Source organism: Streptomyces dysideae, assembly GCF_001514305.1.
GTDB lineage: Bacteria > Actinomycetota > Actinomycetes > Streptomycetales > Streptomycetaceae > Streptomyces > Streptomyces dysideae.
In genome coordinates this window covers 18875-40174 of record NZ_KQ949083.1, presented here as the reverse complement: position 1 = coordinate 40174, position 21300 = coordinate 18875, and the positions used below count along the sequence as shown (strand labels likewise).

At 71.0% G+C, this 21300-nt stretch carries 18 protein-coding genes and 2 pseudogenes; 3 read left to right on the top strand and 17 right to left on the bottom strand.

Annotation, left to right across the window (positions count from 1 at the left end; genetic code table 11):
• Positions 1-207 precede the first annotated feature (207 nt).
• The 7 genes from AQJ91_RS16480 to AQJ91_RS16450 all read right to left on the bottom strand — a co-directional run bounded on the left by AQJ91_RS16480 (position 208) and on the right by AQJ91_RS16450 (position 6716).
• The gene (locus AQJ91_RS16480) at positions 208-717 is read right to left on the bottom strand and encodes an O-acetyl-ADP-ribose deacetylase (RefSeq protein WP_067021725.1); all 510 of its coding nucleotides are present in this window, start codon (positions 715-717) and stop codon (positions 208-210) included.
• Positions 718-758: 41 nt separating this feature from the next.
• Positions 759-992 carry a hypothetical protein gene (locus AQJ91_RS16475; RefSeq protein WP_067021723.1) on the bottom strand — a complete coding sequence of 78 codons (234 nt, stop codon included), beginning with the start codon at positions 990-992 and terminating at the stop codon, positions 759-761.
• Positions 989-2143: a metabolite traffic protein EboE gene (gene eboE, locus AQJ91_RS16470; protein ID WP_067021721.1), complete on the bottom strand. Its 1155-nt coding sequence runs from the start codon at positions 2141-2143 to the stop codon at positions 989-991. Before eboE ends, AQJ91_RS16475 begins: the two co-directional genes overlap by 4 nt.
• Before the next feature lie 7 nt (positions 2144-2150).
• A complete protein-coding gene (locus AQJ91_RS16465; protein ID WP_067022089.1) occupies positions 2151-2915 on the bottom strand; it encodes a TatD family hydrolase in 765 nt (254 codons plus the stop codon).
• A 491-nt stretch (positions 2916-3406) separates the two neighbouring features.
• Positions 3407-4177, bottom strand: coding sequence for a sugar phosphate isomerase/epimerase family protein (locus AQJ91_RS16460; protein WP_067021719.1), 771 nt, complete (start codon positions 4175-4177; stop codon positions 3407-3409).
• A gap of 33 nt (positions 4178-4210) precedes the next feature.
• The gene (locus tag AQJ91_RS16455) at positions 4211-5173 is read right to left on the bottom strand and encodes an SCO3242 family prenyltransferase (protein ID WP_199847945.1); all 963 of its coding nucleotides are present in this window, start codon (positions 5171-5173) and stop codon (positions 4211-4213) included.
• Positions 5174-5303: 130 nt separating this feature from the next.
• Positions 5304-6716, bottom strand: coding sequence for a phytoene desaturase family protein (locus tag AQJ91_RS16450; RefSeq protein WP_067021717.1), 1413 nt, complete (start codon positions 6714-6716; stop codon positions 5304-5306).
• A gap of 96 nt (positions 6717-6812) precedes the next feature.
• Here AQJ91_RS16450 and AQJ91_RS16445 point away from each other — a divergent pair, with 96 nt between their 5' ends.
• The gene (locus AQJ91_RS16445; RefSeq protein WP_067021715.1) at positions 6813-7415 is read left to right on the top strand and encodes a hypothetical protein; all 603 of its coding nucleotides are present in this window, start codon (positions 6813-6815) and stop codon (positions 7413-7415) included.
• Here AQJ91_RS16445 and AQJ91_RS16440 read toward each other — a convergent pair.
• From AQJ91_RS16440 to AQJ91_RS52120, 3 genes and pseudogenes are all read right to left on the bottom strand, one after another.
• Positions 7351-8196: an inositol monophosphatase family protein gene (locus tag AQJ91_RS16440; protein WP_067021713.1), complete on the bottom strand. Its 846-nt coding sequence runs from the start codon at positions 8194-8196 to the stop codon at positions 7351-7353. The two genes, AQJ91_RS16445 and AQJ91_RS16440, sit on opposite strands and share 65 nt — an antisense overlap.
• A gap of 115 nt (positions 8197-8311) precedes the next feature.
• On the bottom strand, positions 8312-10138 hold the full coding sequence (locus AQJ91_RS16435; protein WP_067021711.1) for a gamma-glutamyltransferase family protein: 1827 nt from the start codon (positions 10136-10138) through the stop codon (positions 8312-8314).
• Positions 10139-10186: 48 nt separating this feature from the next.
• Positions 10187-10306: pseudogene (locus tag AQJ91_RS52120) on the bottom strand (class I SAM-dependent methyltransferase); the annotation flags it as partial.
• Between the two features lies 1 nt (position 10307).
• Between AQJ91_RS52120 and AQJ91_RS55620 the strand changes: the two are divergent.
• Positions 10308-11121: pseudogene (locus tag AQJ91_RS55620) on the top strand (carboxymuconolactone decarboxylase family protein); the annotation flags it as partial.
• Between the two features lie 120 nt (positions 11122-11241).
• Complete coding sequence (locus AQJ91_RS16425; RefSeq protein ID WP_067021709.1) at positions 11242-11907, top strand: hypothetical protein; 666 nt, start codon at positions 11242-11244, stop codon at positions 11905-11907.
• 39 nt (positions 11908-11946) lie between these two features.
• Here AQJ91_RS16425 and AQJ91_RS16420 read toward each other — a convergent pair whose 3' ends face one another.
• The 7 genes from AQJ91_RS16420 to AQJ91_RS16390 form a co-directional block, all read right to left on the bottom strand.
• On the bottom strand, positions 11947-13473 hold the full coding sequence (locus AQJ91_RS16420; RefSeq protein ID WP_067021708.1) for an NCS1 family nucleobase:cation symporter-1: 1527 nt from the start codon (positions 13471-13473) through the stop codon (positions 11947-11949).
• Positions 13474-13614: 141 nt separating this feature from the next.
• On the bottom strand, positions 13615-14637 hold the full coding sequence (locus tag AQJ91_RS16415; RefSeq protein WP_067022084.1) for a TIGR03842 family LLM class F420-dependent oxidoreductase: 1023 nt from the start codon (positions 14635-14637) through the stop codon (positions 13615-13617).
• Between the two features lie 19 nt (positions 14638-14656).
• Positions 14657-16057: a dihydropyrimidinase gene (gene hydA, locus AQJ91_RS16410; protein WP_067021706.1), complete on the bottom strand. Its 1401-nt coding sequence runs from the start codon at positions 16055-16057 to the stop codon at positions 14657-14659.
• A gap of 359 nt (positions 16058-16416) precedes the next feature.
• The gene (locus AQJ91_RS16405) at positions 16417-17259 is read right to left on the bottom strand and encodes a nitrilase-related carbon-nitrogen hydrolase (protein ID WP_067021704.1); all 843 of its coding nucleotides are present in this window, start codon (positions 17257-17259) and stop codon (positions 16417-16419) included.
• Between the two features lie 155 nt (positions 17260-17414).
• Positions 17415-18989, bottom strand: a complete 1575-nt coding sequence (locus tag AQJ91_RS16400; RefSeq protein WP_067021702.1) for a PucR family transcriptional regulator — start codon at positions 18987-18989, stop codon at positions 17415-17417.
• Between the two features lie 26 nt (positions 18990-19015).
• On the bottom strand, positions 19016-20302 hold the full coding sequence (locus AQJ91_RS16395) for an aspartate aminotransferase family protein (protein WP_067021700.1): 1287 nt from the start codon (positions 20300-20302) through the stop codon (positions 19016-19018).
• Entirely contained in the window at positions 20299-21141 is an 843-nt protein-coding gene (locus AQJ91_RS16390; RefSeq protein WP_067021698.1) for a nitrilase-related carbon-nitrogen hydrolase, read from the bottom strand. Before AQJ91_RS16390 ends, AQJ91_RS16395 begins: the two co-directional genes overlap by 4 nt.
• Positions 21142-21300: the final 159 nt, after the last annotated feature.

Genomic DNA, 21300 nt, shown 5'->3' with positions numbered 1-21300 from the left:
GCCACGGTCGCGCTGCCGGAGCGGGAAGCGGTCGACGGGACACTTCGTGTGACCGGCAGAACAACATTACCTCCGGCTGGTGAGAAGGCAGCCGGAGCGAGTGACTACGTGGGAGGGCGAGCCCGCTCGGTCCCCCGGCCCCACGTCGGTGGCCCGGGGATCAGGCGGCCCGCACCGACGCGACAGGATGAACCAGCCGTGGTGCCCTCAGCGGAGTCGCCCGGCGAACGCCTCGTACGCCCGCTCGTCGAAGAGGACGAACCTGACCTCCTCGACCGAGGTCTCCGTGGCTCGGACGGTCTCCACCGCGATACGGGCGGCGTCCTCCATGGGCCATCCGTAGATGCCGGCGGAGACGGCGGGGAACGCGACCGTACGGGCGCCCAACTCGTCGGCCACCCGCAGCGATTCCCGGTAGCAGGAGGCCAGCAGGTCCGAGCGGTCCTCGGACTGGCTGAAGACCGGGCCCACCGTGTGGATCACCCAACGGGCGTCCAGATTCCCGGCGGTGGTCGCCACCGCCTTCCCCGTGGCCAGGCCCTTGCCGTAGTGGGAGGCCCGGAGCGCCCGGCACTCCTCGAGGACCGCGGGGCCGCCGCGCCGGTGGATCGCGCCGTCGACTCCTCCCCCGCCGAGGAGGGAGGAGTTGGCGGCGTTGACGATCGCGTCGGCGCTCTCGCGGGTGATGTCGCCCTGGGCGAGCGTGATGGTGGTCATATCTGCCTCTATACCAGCGCCGGCCACCACCGGCAGGTCCGTTACGACCAGGCGACGGGCAGCCCGCGCACCCCGTGGACCGTACTGGTCGAGAGCGCGAGGGACTCCGGTGGGGCCGCCAGCGCAGGGTCGGCAGGCGGTCGAAGAGGGTGGCCAGGCCGACGCGGAGTTCGGCGCGCCTGGAAGCCGCGTTCGCCGAGGGCGGCGACCGCGGGCATGTGCGGGAGCAGTTCCGGGGTGAGGCCCACGATGTCGAGGACGACGAGCCGGGTCATGAGGGGTCCTCCTTGAGGCCGAGACCGGTCAACCGGTCGCGGACCCAGGCGAGTTCGGCGGCGATACCGCCGACCAGGTCGGCGGGCGGCTCGGGGAGGACGGACCAGGTGTAGGTCTCGACCTCGATGTGGTCGCAGTCGGCCGAGGGCCCGCCGAGCAGTCCGGCGAGGACGTGGTCGAGCTGGCCGGTGGTGGTACGCAGCGGGGGTTCGGGTTCGGTGTGCAGCGGGGCGTGGAAACGGACGCGCCACGGGCCGGTGTCGGGCAGGTCGCCGTCCAGGGCGTCCGGGAGGTCGTCGACGCCCAGTACCCCGTTGGCTGTCGGTGTGCGTGTCTGGTGCAGGAACCGGGGTTCGGCGAGCCGCTGGAGGGCCGCGCGGGCGGCGGGGTCCGCCGGGTGCTCGGCCTCCACGGCGCAGGAGGCCTGGAGTTTCACCACGGGCAGCCCGGCGTCCTCGAGCCGTCGCAGGGCCGCGGCCGGGTGCTCGAACTGGACGGCGAGATGGCAGGCGTCGAGGCAGACGCCGAGCCGGTCGGGGTCGAGGCCGCCGAGTTCCCGTACCGCCTGGGCGGCGGTCTCCACGACACAGCCGGGCTCAGGTTCGAAGCCGACCCGGATACGGCGTCCGGTCCACGCCTCCAGCGCCGCGAGGCCGGTGGTCAGCCGGTCCAGGGCGTGGCGGGCGTCCTCGGCGCTCACCCGGGGCCACGGGTCCCGCCAGGCCAGCGGCAGCGTGGACACGCTCCCCCGGTCGGCGTCGTCGGGGAGGAGGGCGGCGAGGACGCGGGCGCAGTCGAGGGTGTACTCCAGGCGTGCCTCGTCCGCCCAGTCGGGTTCGTACACGTCATTCTTGACGACCTCGCGGTGGAAGCCGGCGTAGGGGAAGGCGTTGAGGGTGACGGTCTCCAGGCCGCGTGCCCCCAGTTCGGCCTTCAGCGTGTCCAACGCCCCTTCGTCGGCGGTGAGTTCGGTGACGACGTCCCGGGCCAGCCACAGCCCGATGCCGAGCCGGTCGACGCCGAGGCGCTCGCGCACGGGCTCGGCGTGGGCGGCGAGTTGGGCGATGACGCCCTTCAGGTCCTCCGCCTGGTGGACGTTGCTGCAGTAGCCGAGGTGGACGGTGGTGCCGTCCGGGTGCAGGAAGCGCATGGCACGGTCACACTCCCCCGCGGCGGATGGAGTTGCCCTCGAAGGACGACTGGTCGTCCGGCTTGGGCTCGTCGAGGGCGGGGTCCACTTCCAGGCGTCCGCTCTGGCCGTAGAAGGCGACCGGGTTGCTCCACATCACGCGCTCCACCGCGGCCTCGTCGAACCCGGCGGCGAGCATCGCGTCGGCGGTCCTGCGGGTCTTCAGCGGGTCCGAACGCCCCCTGTCGGCGGCGGAGTTGACAAGGACGCGCTGGGTGCCGTGGTCCTTGAGGATCTCGACCATGCGGTCCTCGCTCATCTTGGTCCTCGGGTACATCGAGAACCCGGCCCAGCAGCCGCTGTCGAGGACCATGCCGACGGTGAGCTCGTTGAGGTGGTCGAGGACGACGAGATCGGGGGCGATGCCCGACTCCCGTACGACGTCCAGGGTGCGCCGGGTGCCGGTGGCCTTGTCGCGGTGCGGGGTGTGCACGAGGGCGGGCAGGCCGTGCTCGACGGCGAGCTGGAGCCGGCGGGCGAGCGCCTCGTCCTCCTCGGGGGTCATCGAGTCGAGGGCGCTGGTGCAGAAGTGCTGGATGCCGAACTGGGTGGCGCGGTACGGCTCCCAGCCGAGCAGCGCGTCGAAGTAGTCGTAGAAGCTCTCGGACGAGGTACGGGGCCGGCCCATCCAGAAGACGAGCTCGACGGCGGCGCGGGCCCCGTCCGCGTACATCGCCTCGTAGTCGTCGGTGCTGCGGGAGTTCATGTGGATGTGGGGGTCGAAGATGCGCACGGTCAGCCCTCTTCCTTGAGTGCGTGCCTGGAGTTCCGCGTGGATGACATCGGGGTGGGCGCGGGCGCCGAGGCCGGTGACGCGGTCGGGTGGGATCTCGCAGAAGACGTGCTTCAGTACGGCGCGCTGTTCCGCGGGGTCGCCGTGGCGGTGCAGGCCGGTCACCTCCTCGGCGAGGGCCCGGCCGTGCAGAGGCAGTGCGGTCAGGGGGGCGGCGCGGGCGGCCTCGTCGCGGGTCCAGTGGTCGTTCAGGCGTGTGTGTCCGCAGCGTCTTCGGGCGGCGGGGAAGAGTCTTCGTATCGCGCTTGGATGCTTGGCGATCTTTTCCGTGGCCTCGTCGAGCCAGGCGCGGGCCGTCGCGTCGAGGGCGGCGTGCAGGGCGAGGTGGGGGTCTGCCGGGCTGATGACAGCCATGGAAGAGCAACCTCCGGTGAGGTCTGAAGAGTTGGGCTGGGGAGTGGGGATACGAGGTGTGGCGACACAGGGTGTGGCTAGGCCGCTGCCGTGCGCAGTAACTCGATGGAGCGGCCGGCGACTTCGGGGGCGTCGAGCGAGCCGCCCTGGATCTCGTCGGCTCCGAACTCGAGGTGCTGGTGGATGCCGCGCCGCATATCCTCGATCTGCACGTTGCGCAGCAGCGGGGCGGGCCGGTGCACACAGTCGAGGACGGGGTGTTCCTCGACGCAGTGGGCGTGCCCGATGTCCAGGGTGACCCCGAAGAGCTCGTGTCCGCCGACGTGTTGGGCAAGTTCGCGGCAGCGGGCCACGGTGTCGACGGACATGTACGGCTCGGGCTCGAAGGCCGGCGCCACCCCGTACTTCTCCGCCGTCCCCAGGACGGCCTGGACACCGGCCGCGAGCCGCTTCCAGGCGTCCTGCTCGGGCAGCCCGTCCGGGGCCGGTCCGCTGCACAGGTGGACGGTGGGCGACCCGAGTTCGGCCGTGATGCGCAGGGCGCGGCACAGCAGGTCGATCCTGCGCTCGGAGCCGTCCGACATCAGGGTGGGCAGGTGCTTGCCCCAGGGGTCGAGGAAGTAGGGCGCGCCGGTCTCGACGGTGACGTCCAGGTCGTGCCGGTCGAGGTGCCCGGCGAGGGCGGTCAGGTGCCGGGGCAGGTGGTCGGCGTACGGGTCGAGGTGCCCGTGGTCGAGGGTGAGGGCGACGCCGTCGTAGCCGAGGACGACAAGGATGTCGGACAGGCGGCGGTTGGTGAACCCGTTGGCGCCGTACCCGAACTTGAGCGGCGTGGGGGGTGGTCTCATGGTGCCGGTTCCTCACACGCAGGTGTGGTGGTCTCAGGTGGGCGATATGCGCCGGGCCAGCCGTCGCGCGAGGGGGTGCACGACGCCGAGTGCCGCGGCGAAGACGGGGGAACCGGCGCGTGCAGTGGGCGCCGCCTGCAGGGGCATCAGCCCGAGGATTCCGGCTCCCACGGCCCGGCGTACGTTCTCCCCCGACGGTTCCCGTGCGGCGCGGGCCTGGGCGGTGCCATAGGCGCCGAGGGAGGCGAGGGCGTCGGCGGGGACGAGCCCGGTGCGGGCCTTCTCGGTGGGACCGGTGTCGGCCGTGCCGGCGCGGGCGGTGGCCGGGAGTGCCGTCGCGAGTGCCGTGGCCGTGGAGACCGCGAGGGTCGTGACCGGCAGACGGGCGGGGGCGCCCGAGATCTCGTGCCGGCTGAGGGCCATCAGCGTGTAGGTGTGGGCGCCGACCAGGGCGGCGGGTAAGGCCGCGCGGCGCAGCGCCGCACCGGTGGAGACGGCACCGGGGCCCGGGGCGAGCGCGCCGGCCAGGACGTCCAGCGTGCGGACGCCCGCCATCGCGGCCGTTCCCGCCTGGGTCGACTTGAGCTTGAGGTCGTACGCCCAGACCAGGCCCGTCAGCAAAAGCGCTCCCAGCAGGCGGCGCCGGCCACCCGCCGCGGCCACGAGACCGAGCCCCGCGGCGGTCAGCCCGCCGGCCACGGCGAGCGCGGTACGGCGCGCAACGCGGCCCGAGGGGACCGGACGGTCGGGGCGTTCGACGGCGTCGACGGTCGCGTCGGCGTAGTCGTTCAGGGCCATGCCCGCCCAGTAGCGGCAGACGGACGAGCCGACGATTCCAAGGGCGCGGGCGCTCAACGGGCGTCCGGCTGCGGTAGCTCCAGCGATCACGTCACCAGGGACACTCAGCGCGGCCGGGGCTCTGACAAGGAGCGCGAGGTCGGCGAGGCGCACGGCAGACCGGGATCCGAAGCGGAAGACCGCTTTCCGATCTTTCATGGCCGCACTTTACTCACGGCGCTTGAACATTCAGCCATCTACCTCCTGGTAACAGAAGTGACAAAGAAGACACTGGTTTTCCTTACCCTGAGGCCCCAACTCGCTGTAGATCTGGGTCCTTTGAGCAGGCTCAGGAATGCTGCCGCAGCCGGCGCCACACCGCCTTGGCCGCGTTGTGCCCCGACATGCCGTGCACGCCCGGTCCCGGCGGGGTCGCCGAGGAACAGATGAAGACCGCCGGATGCGGGGTGCCGTAGGGGAACAGGGACAGCTTGGGGCGGAGCAGGAGCTGGAGTCCGGAGACCGCGCCGGAGGCGATGTCGCCGCCGACGTAGTTGGCGTTGCGGGCGGCGAGTTCGGGCGGTCCTGCGGTGGCGCGGGCGAGGACGCGGTCTCGGAATCCCGGGGCGAAGCGCTCCAGTTGGCGCTCGATGGCGTCCGTGAGGTCGCCGGTCCAGCCGCTCGGGACATGGCCGTACGCCCAGAAGACCTGCTTGCCCTCCGGGGCCCGCGTCGGGTCGACGACACCGGGCTGGACCGTGATCATGAACGGCTTGTCGGGGGCCCGGTCCTCGCGGGACGCGGCGCGCAGGGCGGTGCCGATCTCCGCGCTGTCGGCGCCGATCTGCACGGTGCCGGCGGTACGCGCCTCCCGAGCGGTCCACGGCACCGGGCCGTCCAGCGCGTAGTCGACCTTGAAGACGCCTGGGCCGTAACGGTAGTTGGCGTAGTAGTCGCCGAAGCCTGCGATGCGGGCCAGCGCGGTGGGTGAGGTGTCGAAGACGTAGGCGCGCGCGGGCGGCAGGTCGTCGAGGCGCTTGACCTCGTAGTCGGTGTGGACGGTGCCGCCGAGGTCCTTCAGATACGCGGTGAGCGCGTCGGAGATGGACTGGGAGCCGCCGCGGGCCACGGGCCAGCCGCGGGCGTGCGCGGCGAGGGCGAAGACCAGGCCGATGGCGCCGGTGGCGAAGCCGTCCAGCGGGGCCATGACGTGCGCGACGAGGCCGGCGAACAGGGTCTTGGCGCGCTCGTCGTGGAAGCGCCGGGTCAGCCAGGTCGACGGGGGCAGACCGACCAGGCCGAAGCGGGCGAGGGTGACCGGGTCGCGTGGGAGCGCGGTGAGCGGCAGGGACATGAAGTCCCGGGCCAGGGTGTCCCACTTGGACAGGAACGGCTCGACCAGCCTGCGGTACGCGCCCGCGTCCCGCGACCCGAACGAGGCCGCCGTCTCGGCGACCGACCGGGACAGCACGGCCGCGGTGCCGTCGGTGAAGGGGTGCGCCATGGGCAGTTCGGGGTGCAGCCACTCCAGGCCGTACCGGTCGAGGGGCATCGCGCGGAACGCGGGCGAGTTGATGCCCAGCGGGTGCGCGGCGGAGCACGGGTCGTGGCGGAAGCCGGGCAGGGTGAGCTCTTCGGTGCGGGCTCCCCCGCCCACGGTGTCACGCGCCTCGAAGACGGCGACGGAGAAACCGCGCCGGGCCAGCTCCACGGCCGCGGTCAGTCCGTTCGGCCCCGCACCCACCACGACCGCATCGAGCATCGACGGCACCTTCGGACCCCTTCGTCAGCCGATGGCCACTGAGGATCAGGATATGCCGGGGCACCGACAACCACCGGCGCGGGTAAGGTCCACCGGGTGACCCGCCGCTTCCGCTTCCCCGTGCCCGAGGACGATCTGTGGCACTGGTTCGAGGTGGGGGACGACGGGCGGGTGCTGCGGCAGATCTCCTTGCGGGGGCCGGAGTCCGTGCCCGTGGTCGCCGCCGAGCCGGGTGAGCGGGCGCGGGCGCGGGATGCGTGCGGGACGTGGGGTGCCCAGGTGTATGAGGTCGTGTACGGGGTGGGGGCGCCGGAACCGGTGGTGGAGCCGCCGGACGCCCGGCCCGTCGGCGAGCGGGATTTCGCCGTCGCGTGGGGCCGGGCCCGTTCCTACCGCCAGTGCGACGTACGGCACGACAGCGGTCCCCTGCCGGTCGGCACCCGCCTGACCGGCACGTTCACCGTCTCCCCCTGGGGTCCCGGGGTCACCGGAGTGTTCGTCGACGTCGGGCTGCCCGCGCCGGGGTTCGTGGACGCTCTGCCGCTGCTGCAGGCGGAGTGCGAGTGGCCCGCGGAAGGTGTATCCGCCGAGTTCGAAGTGATCAGTGTCCGAGTCGGCACAACCTACCCCCAGATCAGGCTCCGCCCGACAGCAGTTCCACCACCCGGCGAGCCGTGGCCGCGTCCCGCGCCGCGGTGAACGGCAGGGCGTTGCCGCCGGTGATGCGGAACGGCTCGCCGGTCCGGGTCAGATGGGCGCCGCCCGCCTCCTCGACGAGGAGCAGGCCCGCCGCGTGGTCCCAGGCGGCCTCCCAGGAGAACGCCGTGGCGTCCGACTCACCCCGGGCGACGGCGAGATATTCCAGGCCGGCCGAGCCGCAGGCGCGCGGTGCCACGCCGTCGGTCCACAGGACCAGCAGGGCGTCCTTCTGCTCGTCGGTCGTGTAGTCCGGGTGGGACGTGGCGACGCGGAGGTCCCGGCCGGGCTCGGGTACGCCGGAGAAGAGCCGCTCGCCGTCGAGGTAGGCGCCCTGTCCCCGGATCGCCGTGGCCAGTTCGTCGCGGGCGGGGGCGTACGTCCAGGAGGCGAGCAGGACGCCGCCGCGCGCGAGCGCGACCAGGGTGCAGAACCCGGGGTCGCCGTGCACGAACTGGCGTGTTCCGTCGACCGGGTCGACGATCCAGACCGGGGCGTCGCCCTGTATCGCCTCGTAGGACTTCGGGTTGGCGTGCACCGCCTCCTCGCCGACCACGACCGAGCCGGGCAGGAGACCGGAGAGCGCCTCGGTGAGGTACTGCTCGGCCAGCCGGTCGGCGTCCGTCACCAGGTCGTGCGGGCCGCTCTTCTGGTCGACCTCGTGGGCGGCGAGCTGCCGGAAGCGGGGCATGATCTCGGCCACGGCCGCCTTACGGACGGCTTCTTCCACGTCAGCGGCGTGCCGGGCGAGAAACTCGTCGATGGTTTCGTTGTCTTTGATCACTCCTCCATGAGAGCACGCCCCACTGACAATCCCCACCCGCCCGGTGGATGCCGGGTGGAATCACCATGAACACGCGGAACCGAACATCAGCGGCACGGGCTGTGCGTCCCCGGCGTCAGCGTCCGACCGCGTATCCCTGCATGCCCCGCGGGTTCGCGGCCGCCGACAGAATGCCGGTCCCGGGGTCCCGGGCGACCGCGCAGAGCCGTCCCTCCGACCAGGGGTCGCCGACGGTCACGTCGTGGCCGCGGCGGCGCAGCTCCTCGATGACCGCCGCGCCCGTACGGGACTCCACGGTGACGCTGCCCGGCCGCATCCCGCGCGGGAAGAAGGAACCGGGGAAGCCGTCGTTGTGCCAGTTCGGGGCGTCGATGGCGCCCTGGAGGTCGAGTCCGCCGCGTACCTGGGCGCGCTGGGCGACGGCCAGGAAGAAGTGCAGCTGCCACTGGTCCTGCTGGTCCCCGCCGGGCGTGCCGAAGGCCATGACGGGAACGCCGTCGCGCAGGGCGATCGAGGGGGTGAGGGTGGTGCGGGGGCGGCGGCCCGGGGTGAGGGTGTTGGGCAGTCCCTCCTCCAGCCAGGCCATCTGCAGCCGGGTGCCGAGCGGGAAGCCCAGTTCGGGTACGACGGGGTTGGACTGCAGCCAGCCGCCGCTGGGTGTGGCCGCGATCATGTTGCCCCAGCGGTCGACGACGTCGAGGTGGCAGGTGTCGCCGCGGGTGCCGCCGTCGGCGGTCATGTCCGGCTCGCCCGGCACCGGCGCGGCGGGGCTCCGGGCGACCGTGGGCTCGCCGACGCCCAGCGGGCTGAAGCCGGGTTGGTCGTCGGCCACCACGCGCGCGTGGGCGCACAGGCGCGGGGGGCGCCCGCCGGGGCTGCCGGGCCGCAGCTCGTACGAGGCCTTGTCGCCGACGAGCGTGCGCCGGGCCGCGTTGTAGTCGTTCGACAGCAGCGCGTCGAGGGGTACGTCGGCCGCGTCGCCGTACCAGGCCTCCCGGTCGGCCATGGCGAGCTTGCAGCCCTCGACCAGCAGGTGGACGTAGTCGGCGGAGCCGTGCTCGGGCAGCTCGGGCGGGAGCAGGGCGAGCTGCTGGAGGAAGGCCGGGCCCTGGCTCCAGGGGCCGGCCTTGCACACGGTCCAGCCGTTCCAGTCGTACGTCGCCGGCGCCTCGTAGCTCGCGGACCAGCCGGCGAGGTCGGCGGCCGTGAGCGTGCCGGTGTGGTGCTCGCCGCTGGTGTCCAGGGCGGGCCGCTGGGCCTGCCGTACGAGCGCCTCTGCGACGAACCCGGTGCGCCACACCTCCCGCGCCGCCTCGATCTGCGCCTCCCGGTCCCCGGCCCCGGCGACCTCGTCGAGCAGCCGCTTCCAGGTGGCGGCGAGGGCGGGATTCCGGAACAGCTCACCGGTCCGGGGCGCCCGCCCACCGGGCAGGTACACGTCCGCCGAGGACGTCCACTCCGTCTCGAAGAGCTCCCGTACGGTCTCGACGGTCGCGCCGACGTTCTCCACGGGCGCGTGCCCGTGCTCGGCGTACCCGATGGCGTACTCGAGGACATCGGCGAGGGACTTGGTGCCATGGTCGCGGAGCAGCAGCATCCAGGCGTCGAAGGCACCCGGGACGGCGGCGGCGAGCGGCCCGGTCCCGGGAACGAGCTCCAGCCCGAGCCCGCGATAGTGCGCGACGGTCGCCCCGCCCGGCGCGACCCCCTGCCCACACAGCACCCGCACCTCACCGCCCGCCGGCGCGAGCAGGATCGGCACCTCCCCGGCGGGCCCGTTGAGATGCGGCTCCACAACATGCAGCACAAACGCGCCCGCCACGGCGGCGTCATACGCGTTGCCACCGTCCTCCAACACGGCCATCGCCGACTGCGAGGCCAGCCAGTGCGTGGAGGACACCATGCCGAAGGTTCCCTGCAGGGTGGGTCGGGTGGTGAACACGAGCGGACTCCTTCACTGCGCGGCGGCCGATCTTGCGATCGTACGCACTTACGGAAGCCGTCTCCCCGCGGTCAGCAGATGCCCGCTCGCTCCCAGCAGTGTCGGCTCCGACTCGATCCGGCGGGTCGCCGCGAGCACCGCCTCCCGCCGCTCCGGGTCGTCCAGCCACGCCCTCGGGGTGTCGCTCGCCAACCGGTGCCCGTTCTGCGTGGACGCGCACACCGTGATGCGGCACGCCACCGGCGAGCACGCGCTGGCCGAGCGCGCGGCCAGGGGCGAGCTGCCCGAGGGCGGCGAGCACGCGCGCGTACTGGCCTGGGGCGAGGCGACCCGCGTCCCGGGCGCCGCCCCGCGGCCGTACCCCTTCCCGCCCGCGCACGCGCCCGCCTACCTGGGCACCGCGCTCGCCTTCCACTTCATCAACCGGATCGTCTCGTCCCTGCTGACCGAGAACCTCCTGCCGGGCAACGCCCAGCGGTTCCAGTCCGTACGGCGGCTGGCGGGCCGCGGCTTCGCGAGGACCGTACGCCGCCCCGCCCGCCCCGGCACGTCCCTCGCCCTCCTCGACGGCCCCGGTCCGGGGCCCGCCTGGGCGGCCGGCACGTCCGTCGGCCCCGCCTACGCCGCCCTGCGCACGGCCGCCTGGGGGTCCCCCCACGCCTTTAGGGCAGTGGGGGGAGGGCGCCAGCCTCCTCGGCACCGACGACCAGACCCTCGTACGGCAGACCCTGCGGGAGTGGGACGGAGCGCATCCGCCGCTCGCCCCGGACCCGTTCCCGGACCGCCGGGAGCGTCCCGGCGCGCGCCTGGCGCTGCTGGCCGCGCTCGCGCCGTACCGCATCACGGACGAGGACGTGACGGCCTGGCGCCGGCCGGAGCACACCGACCACTGCCTGGTGCATCTCGTGTCATACGGCGCCTTCGCCGCCGTAGAACGCATCGAATCCGAGCTTTCCACCTATATCACCCAGGAGGCTTCGTGAGGCCGTAACGACGTGTGTACGGAGCGAGTTGACACTTCCACCCCACAGGGAGTCGTGTGACACTGGCGTCCCGTCCGCAGTGCGGACTCCTTCCGCACCATCCCCCACGAGAAGTGCGCCGTGCGTTCACTGCCTCTGCCGCTCGCCCTCACCGCGCGTCTGTCGCCCGTCGTCGTGCTCGCCACGGCGGGCTGGGCGCTGTCGTCCGGTCCCGCCGCGACGCCGGCCGCCGAGAACAAGGCGGCACAGAAGGGCAGCACCGACTCGCCCTCCGCCCCCTCGACGGCGGCGGTGCCGAAGACGTACGCCGCCGCTCCCGCGCCGTGCGAGAGCCTCGCCACGAAGACGATCAAGTCGCTGGTGCCGGGCGCCAAGACGGCCGGCAAGGAGATACCGTCGACGGACTCGAAGCTGCGCCGCACCTGCTCCTGGAACGCGCTCAAGGGGTACGAGTACCACTGGCTCGACGTCTCCTTCGAGATCACGGCGTCCGACGAAGCGGCACAGAAGTCGTACAAGACGCGCATCGCGGAGAAGAGCGGCGGCGGGGACGTCCCCGGGATCGGCGACGCGGGCTACTCGGTCGTGAACCTCACCACCGAGGACAAGCAGCAGACCCGTGAGGGCGTGGTGATGATCCAGGCGTCCAACGCGCTGGTGTCCGTCACCTACAGCGGCAGCGACTTCGAGTCGAAGAAGGCGCCCGGCACGGACGAGATCAACAAGGGCGCCATCAAGGCCGCCAAGGAGGCGGTGGCAGCCCTGGAGGACGGCCAGCAGAACTGACCGCCCTCCACCAACGGGGCCAGCCCCGGTCAGCCCCAGTCAGAGCTCGGACTTCTTCGAGGGCAGCAGCAGCATCAGCGCCACATACAGCACCATCGACGTGCCCAGGCCCACGGCCCAGCCGTAGTCGGCCAGGGACGACAGCGCCGGGATGGGCCGGCCGTCGATCAGCGGCTTGAAGCTGGCACCGCCGACCGCCAGGACGCCACCGGCCACGAAGGCGACGACGGCCCGCCAGTTCCAGCCGCCCTCGTACCAGTAACGGCCGCCCGTGCGGTACAGGTCGGTCAGGTCGAGCCTGCCGCGGCGCAGGATCCAGTAGTCGGCGATGAGGATGCCGGCGACCGTGCCGAGCAGACCACCGACCAGGCCGAGCCAGGTGAAGATGTAGCCCTGCGGGTCGGAGTACAGCTTCCACGGGAAGATCAGCACACCGATGACACAGGTGGCGAGCGCGCCGGCACGGAAGGTGATCTTGCGGGGCGCGATGTTGGAGAAGTCGAAGGACGGCGAGACCAGGTTGGCCGCGATGTTCACGGACAGCGTCGCCACCAGGACCGTCACCAGCGCGAACAGCAGACCGACGACGTTGTCCGTCTTGGCGGCGAGCTGTACCGGGTCCCAGATCGCCTCGCCGTAGACCGCCTGCGAACCGGAGGTGACCATGACGGACAGGAACGCGAACAGCGTCATGGTGGTCGGCAGACCGAGCGCCTGGCCCCACGTCTGGGCCTTCTGGCTCTTGCCGTAGCGGGTGAAGTCGGGGATGTTCAGCGACAGCGTGGACCAGAAGCCGATCATGCCCATGAGGGACGGCCAGAACAGCTTCCAGAAGTCGCCGCCCCAGCCCAGCTTGGACGGCTGGTCGAGCAGCGGGCCGAAACCGCCGGCCTTGTCGCTCATCCACCACAGCATCACGAACGCGCCGACCAGCACGAAGGGCGCCGCCCAGTTCTCGAAGCGGCGGATCGTCTCCATGCCCCGGTAGATGATCGCGACCTGGATCGCCCAGAAGATCGCGAACGACAGCCACATGGTCCAGGCATAGCCGCCGATCTTCCCGGCGTCGGACCAGCCGTTGCCGATCAGCTTCCCGGCGAGGAAGTAGATCGCCTCACCGCCGATCCAGGTCTGGATGCCGAACCAGCCGCACGCCACCAACGCCCGTACGACGGCCGGCAGGTTGGCGCCGCGGACACCGAAGGAGGCGCGGGCGAAGACCGGGAAGGGGATGCCGTACTTCGGTCCCGCGTGCCCGGTGAGCAGCATCGGGATCAGCACGATCACATTGGCCAGGGCGATGGTGAGCACCGCCTGCTTCCAGTCCATGCCGACGGCGATCAGACCGGAGGCCAGGGTCCATGAGGCCGTGTTGTGGGCCATGCCGACCCACAGTGCGGAGAAGTTGTACGTGGTCCAGGTGCGCTTCTCCACCGGGACCGGCAGCAGATCCTCGTTGGCGTAGGGGCCGCTCGGGGCGGGGGCGCCGGGAGCGATCTCCACCCGGCCGTCGGCGAGGGTGACTTGGGTGGACGGCGGTATGGCCGTGGGAGCGGTGTCGGTCATGGGCAGGCCATTCAAGTGAGGTGGGACGGGAAGGCCGTGCGGGCGGTACCGAGGGGGGCGCCCCGCAAGAAATCAATGCAGTGCGCCCTGGACCCCCTTCCCGGAACGGCGGGAAGGGGGAGACTCAAGTGGGGGAACGGCTCAGCCGTTGACGGCCGGGATCACCTTCGATCCGTAGGCGTCGATGACGGCTTCCTGAGCGTCGTGCATGTCGTAGACGGCGAACTGGTCGACGCCGAGTTCACGCAGCGCGTTCAGCTTCTCGATGTGCTTCTCGACCGGTCCGATGAGGCAGAACCGCTCGACGATCTCGTCGGGCACGAATGCGGTGTCCGGGTTGTCGCTGCGCCCGTGGTGGGAGTAGTCGTAGCCCTCGCGTGCCTTGATGTAGTCGGTGAGCTCTTCGGGGACCTGGGAGGAGTGCTCGCCGTACTTGGAGACCAGGTCCGCGACGTGGTTGCCGACCATGCCGCCGAACCACCGGCACTGGTCGCGCGCGTGAGCGAGCGCCTCGGGCGAGTCGTCCTCGGTGACGTAGGCGGGGGCGGCGACGCAGATCTTCACCTCGGACGGGTCACGCCCGGCGGCGACGGCCGCGTCCTTGACGGCCTTGACCATGTACTCGGTCAGATAGAGGTCGGCGAGCTGCAGGATGAACCCGTCGGCCTCCTCGCCGGTCATCTTGAGGGCCTTGGGCCCGTACGCCGCCATCCATACGGGGAGTTCGGCGTCCGGTTTGATCCAGGGGAACTTGACCATCGTGCCGCCGCCGAGGTCGGCCTCCTCGCCGCGGCCCAGCGCCCGGATGACCTTCATGGCCTCGCTGATGCGGGCCAGCGTGTTGGGCTTGCGCCCGGCGACGCGCATCGCGGAGTCGCCGCGGCCGATGCCGCACACGGTGCGGTTGCCGAACATGTCGTTGAGGGTGGCGAAGGTGGAGGCCGTGACCTCCCAGGTGCGGGTGCCCGGGTTGGTCACCATCGTGCCGACGGTCAGCTTCTGGGTGTTGGCCAGGATCTGGCTGTAGATCACGAACGGCTCCTGCCACAGCACGGCGGAGTCGAAGGTCCAGCCGTAGGCGAAGCCGTTGCGCTCGGCCCGCTTCATCAGACTGACGACCTTGGAGGCCGGCGGGTCGGTCTGCAGGACGAGTCCGAAATCCATGACGTCCATCGCGCCCTTCCTAGTTGAGGTACTGACAGGTGGAGCGGGGGGTGTAGACGCCGTGCCCGGCGTGCCCGGTGTACTCCCGCTCGGTGATGACGGGTTCGCCGCGCGAGAGGACCGTCTCGACCCGGCCGGTGGTGCTCTTACCCTCGTACGCCGAGTAGTCGACGTTCATGTGGTGCGTCACGGCGGACATGACCTGCTCGGCGTGCGGGTCGTAGATGACGATGTCCGCGTCCGCGCCCGGGGCGATGGTGCCCTTCTTCGGGTACATGCCGAACATGCGGGCCGGGGTCGCGCAGGCGATCTCGATCCAGCGGCGGCGTGAGATGTGCCCCTCGACGACGGCCTGGTGGAGCAGGTCCATGCGGTTCTCGACGCCCGGCAGACCGTTGGGGATCTTGGAGAAGTCGCCCCGGCCGAGCTCCTTCTGGTCCACGAAACAGAAGGGGCAGTGGTCGGTGGAGACGACCTGGAGGTCGTTGGTGCGTAGGCCCTTCCACAGCTGGGCCTGGTGTTCCTTGGGGCGAAGAGGAGTGCTGCACACGTACTTCGCGCCCTCGAAGTCGGGTTCGGCGAGGTTGTCGGTCGACAGGAACAGGTACTGCGGGCAGGTCTCGCCGAAGACGTTGAGACCCTCGTCGCGTGCCTTGGCCAGCTCGGCGACTGCCTCCATCGCCGAGACGTGCACGACGTACAGGGGCGCGCCGGCGACCTGCGCGAGCTTGATGGCGCGGTGGGTGGCCTCGGCTTCGAGGAGGGCCTTGCGGACCTCGCCGTGGTAGCGCGGGTCGGTCTCCCCGCGAGCGAGCGCCTGTTCGACCAGTACGTCGATCGCGATGCCGTTCTCGGCGTGCATCATGATCAGGCCGCCGTTGTCGGCGGAGCGCTGCATGGCGCGCAGGATCTGGCCGTCGTCGCTGTAGAAGACGCCGGGGTAGGCCATGAACTGCTTGAAGCTGGTCACGCCTTCCTCGACCAGCAGGTCCATCTCCTTGAGCGTCTCCTGGTTCACATCGGAGACGATCATGTGGAAGGCGTAGTCGATCGCGCAGTTGCCCTCCGCCTTGGCGTGCCAGGCGTCGAGGCCCTCGCGCAGGGTCTGGCCGACGCTCTGCACGGCGAAGTCGACGATCGTGGTCGTCCCGCCCCAGGCGGCGGCCCGGGTGCCGGTCTCGAAGGTGTCGGAGGCGAAGGTGCCGCCGAACGGCAGCTCCATGTGGGTGTGGGCGTCGACCCCGCCCGGGACCACGTACTTCCCGGTGGCGTCGATGACCCGCTCGGCCGTCCATGCCTCGGCGGCCGTCGTGCCGGCGGCGGCGAGGGCGGCGACGCGGCCGTCCTCGATCAGGACGTCTGCGTGGATCTCGTCGGACGCGGTGATGACGAGTCCACCACTGATGACGGTACGGCTCATGCTCCCTCTCCTTCCGGTCGTGCGTGCACTGAGGAATCCCCCTGGTGGTTAGAGGCTCGGCAGTCGGATTAGCGCAACGTAGTGATCAGGTGGCAGAGTGTCACGCGCACGCCCGGTGCCCAGGCGACGTCGGGCACCCTCCTCGGTGAGGTCGCGAGACCTGGCCGACCAGTGTCCGGAGGGACGTGCCACACGGGCTGACCGCTTTTGCCGTTCAGCACCAGGGCGCGAAGGCGATTGGCTCACTGAGCCAGTCAGAGACGCTGAGGTCAACGCTGTTTCCTTGTAAGGAAGCCCGTGAGGAAACGGGTCCCGCGGTCCCGGCCCCCGTGACCGGGCCCGCGGGCGGTGCGGGTCAGTCAGGGAGCGGTCAGCGGAGAGTACGCGTCGGGGCGGCGGTCGCGGTAGAACTGCCAGCGGTCGCGCACCTCGCGCAGCTTGGCCATGTCCAGGTCGCGGACGACGAGCTCGGTCTCCTTGTCGGAGGCCACCTCGCCGACGAACTGGGCCTCCGGGTCGACGAAGTAGCTCGTCCCGTAGAAGTCGTTGTCGCCGAGTTCCTCGACGCCGACCCGGTTGATCGCGCCGACGAAGTACTCGTTGGCGACGGCCGCGGCCGGCTGCTCCAGCTGCCACAGGTAGGCCGACAGACCGCGCGAGGTGGCCGACGGGTTGAAGACGATCTCGGCGCCCTCCAGACCCAGCGCGCGCCAGCCCTCCGGGAAGTGCCGGTCGTAGCAGATGTAGACACCGATCTTGCCGACGGCGGTGTCGAAGACCGGCCAGCCGGCGTTGCCGGGACGGAAGTAGAACTTCTCCCAGAAGCCGGGCACCTGCGGGATGTGGTGCTTGCGGTACTTGCCGAGGTACGAGCCGTCCGCGTCGATCACGGCGGCCGTGTTGTAGAGGACGCCGGGCTGCTCCTCCTCGTACATCGGCAGGATCAGGACGAGGCCCAGCTCCTTGGCGAGCGCCTGGAAGCGCTTGACGATCGGGCCGTTCGGGATCTGCTCGGCGTACTCGTAGAACGCCTTGTCCTGGACCTGGCAGAAGTACGGCCCGTAGAACAGCTCCTGGAAGCACAGGACTTGAGCACCCTGCGCGGCCGCATCGCGGGCCGCCTGCTCGTGTACCTGGATCATCGACTCCTTGTCGCCCGTCCACGCGGTCTGGAAGAGGGCGGCACGGATCACTGTGCTCATCGGGACCTCCGGTCACTCGGTGTGCGAGGAGCCTAGAAAGCCCGGAGAGCGGGTTTGAGTTGCACGGTGTCACGTCTGCGGGCGTGCGGCGTGCCACGGTGTCACCCTGTCGTGGGCCCATGTTTCACCGCCGTTTCCCCAGTTCGTCGCATGTTTCAAGCCTGTTGCGCGTCATGTGCGAGGAGTGCGATGTGCACGGAGGCGGCCTGTTCGAAGTCGTCGAGGTCCACACCGAGCCGCGCCTGTATCGCCTCCAGCCGACGGTAGAGCGCCGGCCGCGAGACGTGGTGCAGCAGCGCGGTGCGGGACTTGTTGCGTCCGGTGGCGAGGTAGGTCCGCAGTACGGCGAGCAGGTCCTCGTCGGCCGCGCACAGCAGCCCGTCCAGCTCCCGCTCCGCGAAGGACTGCACCTGCGGGTCGTCCCGCAGCAGCCGGATCAGGCCGCGCAGATGGACGTCCTTGAGGCGGACGACGGCCGGGAGGTCGAGGGCGGTCGTGGAGTCGGCGACGGCGTCGGCGACGTGCTGTGCCTCGCGCAGTCCGGCGGGTACGTCGACCCAGACGGTGCGCGCGTCGGCGGCCGCCACGACGGTCCGGGTGGCCCCCGACTCGGAGCGGACCCGGGCGGCGAAGTTCGCGGCGAGGACGGTGTCGTCCTGGTCCCGGGCCAGGCTCAGCAGGACGGCGGTGGCACCGTCGGCCAGTTCGGCGACGATCCCGGACAGCCCCAGCATTCTGAGCACCCGCTCGAGCTGGGCCGGTTCCCCCTCGCGGACGACCAGCGGCACGAAGGTGCGCCGGTTGACCGGCAGTCCGGCGGCACGCGCGCGTGGCAGCAGTTGCCGTGCCGGTACGACGCCACTCACCAGGTCGGTCAGCAGGCTCTGCGCGGACTGCTCCTCCCAGGTGTGCGCGGAGCCCCCGCCGAGCATGCGGTGCAGGACGAGCGCCTCGGCGGCCCGGTCGGCGAGCAGGCGTCCGGTGGCGGTGTCGCCCCGGTAGCCGCACAGCACGATCTGGCCCCACCGCTCCCCGCGCCCGCCGAGTTCGGCGCGGATCCAGCCGTCGCCCTCGCTGCCGCCCGCCTGCCGGGAGATCCGCTCCCAGTCGCGCAGCACGTCGTCCACGGCCGGCCGCTCCCCCGCCGTGGCGAGGACGCGGTGGGCGAGGTTGGTGACGACGACCGGGCAGGCGCTGTGCGCGGCGACCTCGTCGAGCAGCCGCTGGAGGGGCGCGCCCGCGGTGATGAGCCCGGTGAGCGCGGTCCGTACGGACTCGGAGAGGCTGACGGCGGCGAACTTCCGCCGCACCAGCCGGGACTGGACCTCCTCGGTCAGCTCGGCGAAGGGGAAGGGCCGGTGCAGGACGACCATGGGCAGCCCGCACCGCTCGGCCGCCCGGCGCATCACGTCCGGCGGGGACGGAAAGGCACGCCCGAGGCCGAGCACGACGGCGGCGGCCTCGGCCCGGTGCAGGGACTGGATGTACTCGGCCTGCTTGTCCACGTCACCGGCGAGCAGCACACCCGTGGTGAGCACCATCTCGCCCCCACTCAGCATCACCCCCACGTCCGGGGCCTCGGCGACATGCACCCAGCGCACCGGCCTGTCGAGCTGTCCCGCGCCGGCCACCACCTCGGGCTCCCCGGCGAGCACCCGCTCCAGGGTGAGGACCTGCCGGACCGACAGGGCCGGTTCCAGGCGTTCCCAGGTCTCCGAGGTGGTGGTCATGGTGGTGCTTCCCTTGCTCAGTGCTGCTACTGGATGCTCCTCAGAGCGCTCTCGAGGATCGCGGCGCCCTCCTCGGCCTCCGCGACGGTGAGGGACAGCGGCGGGGCGACGCGCAGGGCGCTGGTGTTGTGGCCGCCGCCCTTGCCGAGGAGCAGTCCGCCGGCGCGGGCCGCCTCCAGCACGGCGGACGCGGCGGCCGGATCGGCCTCGTCCGTACCCGGCTTGACCAGCTCGACGCCGAGCATCAGCCCCCGCCCACGCACCTCCCGTACGCCCGGAAACTTCGCGGCGACGGCCCGCAGCCGTTCGAGGAGCAGTCCGCCGACACGCCGGGCGTTGCCCTGCAGGTCGTGTTCCAGCAGGTACGTGAGGTTGGCGAGTCCGGCCGCCATGGTGATCTGGGTGCCGCCGAACGTCGAGATGCTGTTGGAGTCGAGGCAGTTCATGATCTCGGCGCGGGCGACGACACCGCCGATGGACATGCCGTTGCCGATGCCCTTGGCGAAGGTGAGGATGTCGGGCGGACCGTTCCGATCGTGCGCCTGCCAGCCCCAGAAGTGGTCGCCGGTGCGGCCCCAGCCGGTCTGCACCTCGTCGGCGATCCACAGGATGCCACGCTCGGCGAGCACCTCGCGGAACGCGGCGTACAGCCCGTCGGGCGGGGAGGTGAAGCCACCGACGCCCTGGATGGGTTCGGCGATCAGGGCGGCCGGGGGCCGGGTGTGACCGAGCAGGTCCTTCAGATCCTCGACGCAGGCCGCGATGAACTCGTCGTCGCTCAGCTGCGCGTACGGCCCACGTGTCCGCACCCCACCGTGCACGTACAGCGTCTGCAGCGGCGACAGCGATGTCGGGGACCAGCCGCGGTTGCCGGTGATGCCGACGGCACTGAAGGAGCGGCCGTGGTAGCTGTTGCGCATCGCCAGGATCGTGTTGCTCTGGCGGTACGTCGTCGCGAGCAGCAGGGCGGTGTCGTTGGCCTCGGTGCCGGAGGTGGTGAAGAAGACACGGGCGTCCGGGATGACGCTCAACTGGGCGATGCGCTCGGCGAGTTCGACCATCGGCCGGTTGAGATACAGGGTGGACGAGTGGATGATCCGCCCGGCCTGCTCGCTCACCGCCTTGGTCACCTCGGGCAGCGCGTGCGCGGTCATCGTGGTGAGGATGCCGCCGAAGAAGTCGAGGTACTTGTTGCCCGCGGCGTCCCAGACGTGCCGGCCCTCGCCGTGGGTGATCTCGAGCGGTTCCTCGTAGTAGAGGGCGAGCCAGTCCGGCATGACGGCGCGGTGGCGTCCCAGCAGGTCCTTGGTCACGGCTGCACCAGCCCTTCGTAGGCGTCGGGTCGGCGGTCACGGTAGAAGGCCCACTGCTGCCTGACCTCTTCGATCAGGTCGAAGTCGAGGTCACGGACGACGAGTTCCTCGGACTTGTCACTGGCGGCCTCACCGACGAACTGGCCGCGCGGATCGACGAAGTAGCTCGTCCCGTAGAAGTCGTTGTCCCCGTACTCCTCCTGCCCGACACGGTTGATCGCGGCGACGAAGTACTCGTTGGCGACGGCGGCCGCGGGCTGCTCCAGCTGCCAGAGATGGGCGGACAGGCCACGCGAGGTGGCCGACGGGTTGTACACCAACTGGGCGCCGTTGAGCCCGAGTTGCCGCCAGCCTTCGGGAAAGTGCCGGTCGTAGCAGATGTACACACCCACCTTGCCGACGGCGGTGTCGAAGACCGGCCAGCCGACATTGCCCGGCTTGAAGTAGTACTTCTCCCAGAAGCCCTTGACCTGCGGGATGTGGTGCTTGCGGTACTTGCCGAGGAAGGTGCCGTCGGCGTCGATCACGGCCGCGGTGTTGTAGTAGAAGCCCGTCTGCTCGACCTCGAAGACCGGCACGACGATCACCATGCCGGTTTCGCGCGCGAGCTCTTGCATACGACGCACGGTCGGCCCGTCGGGCACCGATTCCGCCCAGCGGTAGTGCTCCGGCTCCTGGACCTGACAGAAGTAGGGAGCGTTGAAGACTTCCTGGAACCCGATGATCTTGGCGCCCTGCCGGGCCGCCTCGCGGGCGTGCGCCTCGTGTTTCGCCACCATGGACTCGGTGTCGCCGGTCCAGGTGGCCTGGACCAGGGCGGCACGTGCGACGTTGGCCATGAGCTGCTCCTTCGACGGGGACGCCAGAGCGTCTACGCGCGTGTATGCCGACGGTAGAGGGCGTTTCCCCCGCCGGGAAGGATGCCCGCCCACTCGATCGAGTGAATCGCGTCCGATGCGCTGTGAGCACCAAGCGTGCATGGTCTTCTTTACGTCGAA

Excerpts from the sequence above, each read along its gene's own strand:
- AQJ91_RS16415 (WP_067022084.1), bottom strand. The coding sequence starts at position 14,637 with ATGGATTTCGGACTCGTCCTGCAGACCGACCCGCCGGCCTCCAAGGTC.
- AQJ91_RS16450 (WP_067021717.1), bottom strand. The coding sequence starts at position 6,716 with ATGCTCGATGCGGTCGTGGTGGGTGCGGGGCCGAACGGACTGACCGCG.
- hydA (WP_067021706.1), bottom strand. The coding sequence starts at position 16,057 with ATGAGCCGTACCGTCATCAGTGGTGGACTCGTCATCACCGCGTCCGAC.
- eboE (WP_067021721.1), bottom strand. The coding sequence starts at position 2,143 with ATGCGCTTCCTGCACCCGGACGGCACCACCGTCCACCTCGGCTACTGC.
- AQJ91_RS16390 (WP_067021698.1), bottom strand. The coding sequence starts at position 21,141 with ATGGCCAACGTCGCACGTGCCGCCCTGGTCCAGGCCACCTGGACCGGC.
- AQJ91_RS16455 (WP_199847945.1), bottom strand. The coding sequence starts at position 5,173 with ATGAAAGATCGGAAAGCGGTCTTCCGCTTCGGATCCCGGTCTGCCGTG.
- AQJ91_RS16420 (WP_067021708.1), bottom strand. The coding sequence starts at position 13,473 with ATGACCGACACCGCTCCCACGGCCATACCGCCGTCCACCCAAGTCACC.
- AQJ91_RS16480 (WP_067021725.1), bottom strand. The coding sequence starts at position 717 with ATGACCACCATCACGCTCGCCCAGGGCGACATCACCCGCGAGAGCGCC.
- AQJ91_RS16475 (WP_067021723.1), bottom strand. The coding sequence starts at position 992 with ATGACCCGGCTCGTCGTCCTCGACATCGTGGGCCTCACCCCGGAACTG.
- AQJ91_RS16460 (WP_067021719.1), bottom strand. The coding sequence starts at position 4,177 with ATGAGACCACCCCCCACGCCGCTCAAGTTCGGGTACGGCGCCAACGGG.
- AQJ91_RS16405 (WP_067021704.1), bottom strand. The coding sequence starts at position 17,259 with ATGAGCACAGTGATCCGTGCCGCCCTCTTCCAGACCGCGTGGACGGGC.
- AQJ91_RS16400 (WP_067021702.1), bottom strand. The coding sequence starts at position 18,989 with ATGACCACCACCTCGGAGACCTGGGAACGCCTGGAACCGGCCCTGTCG.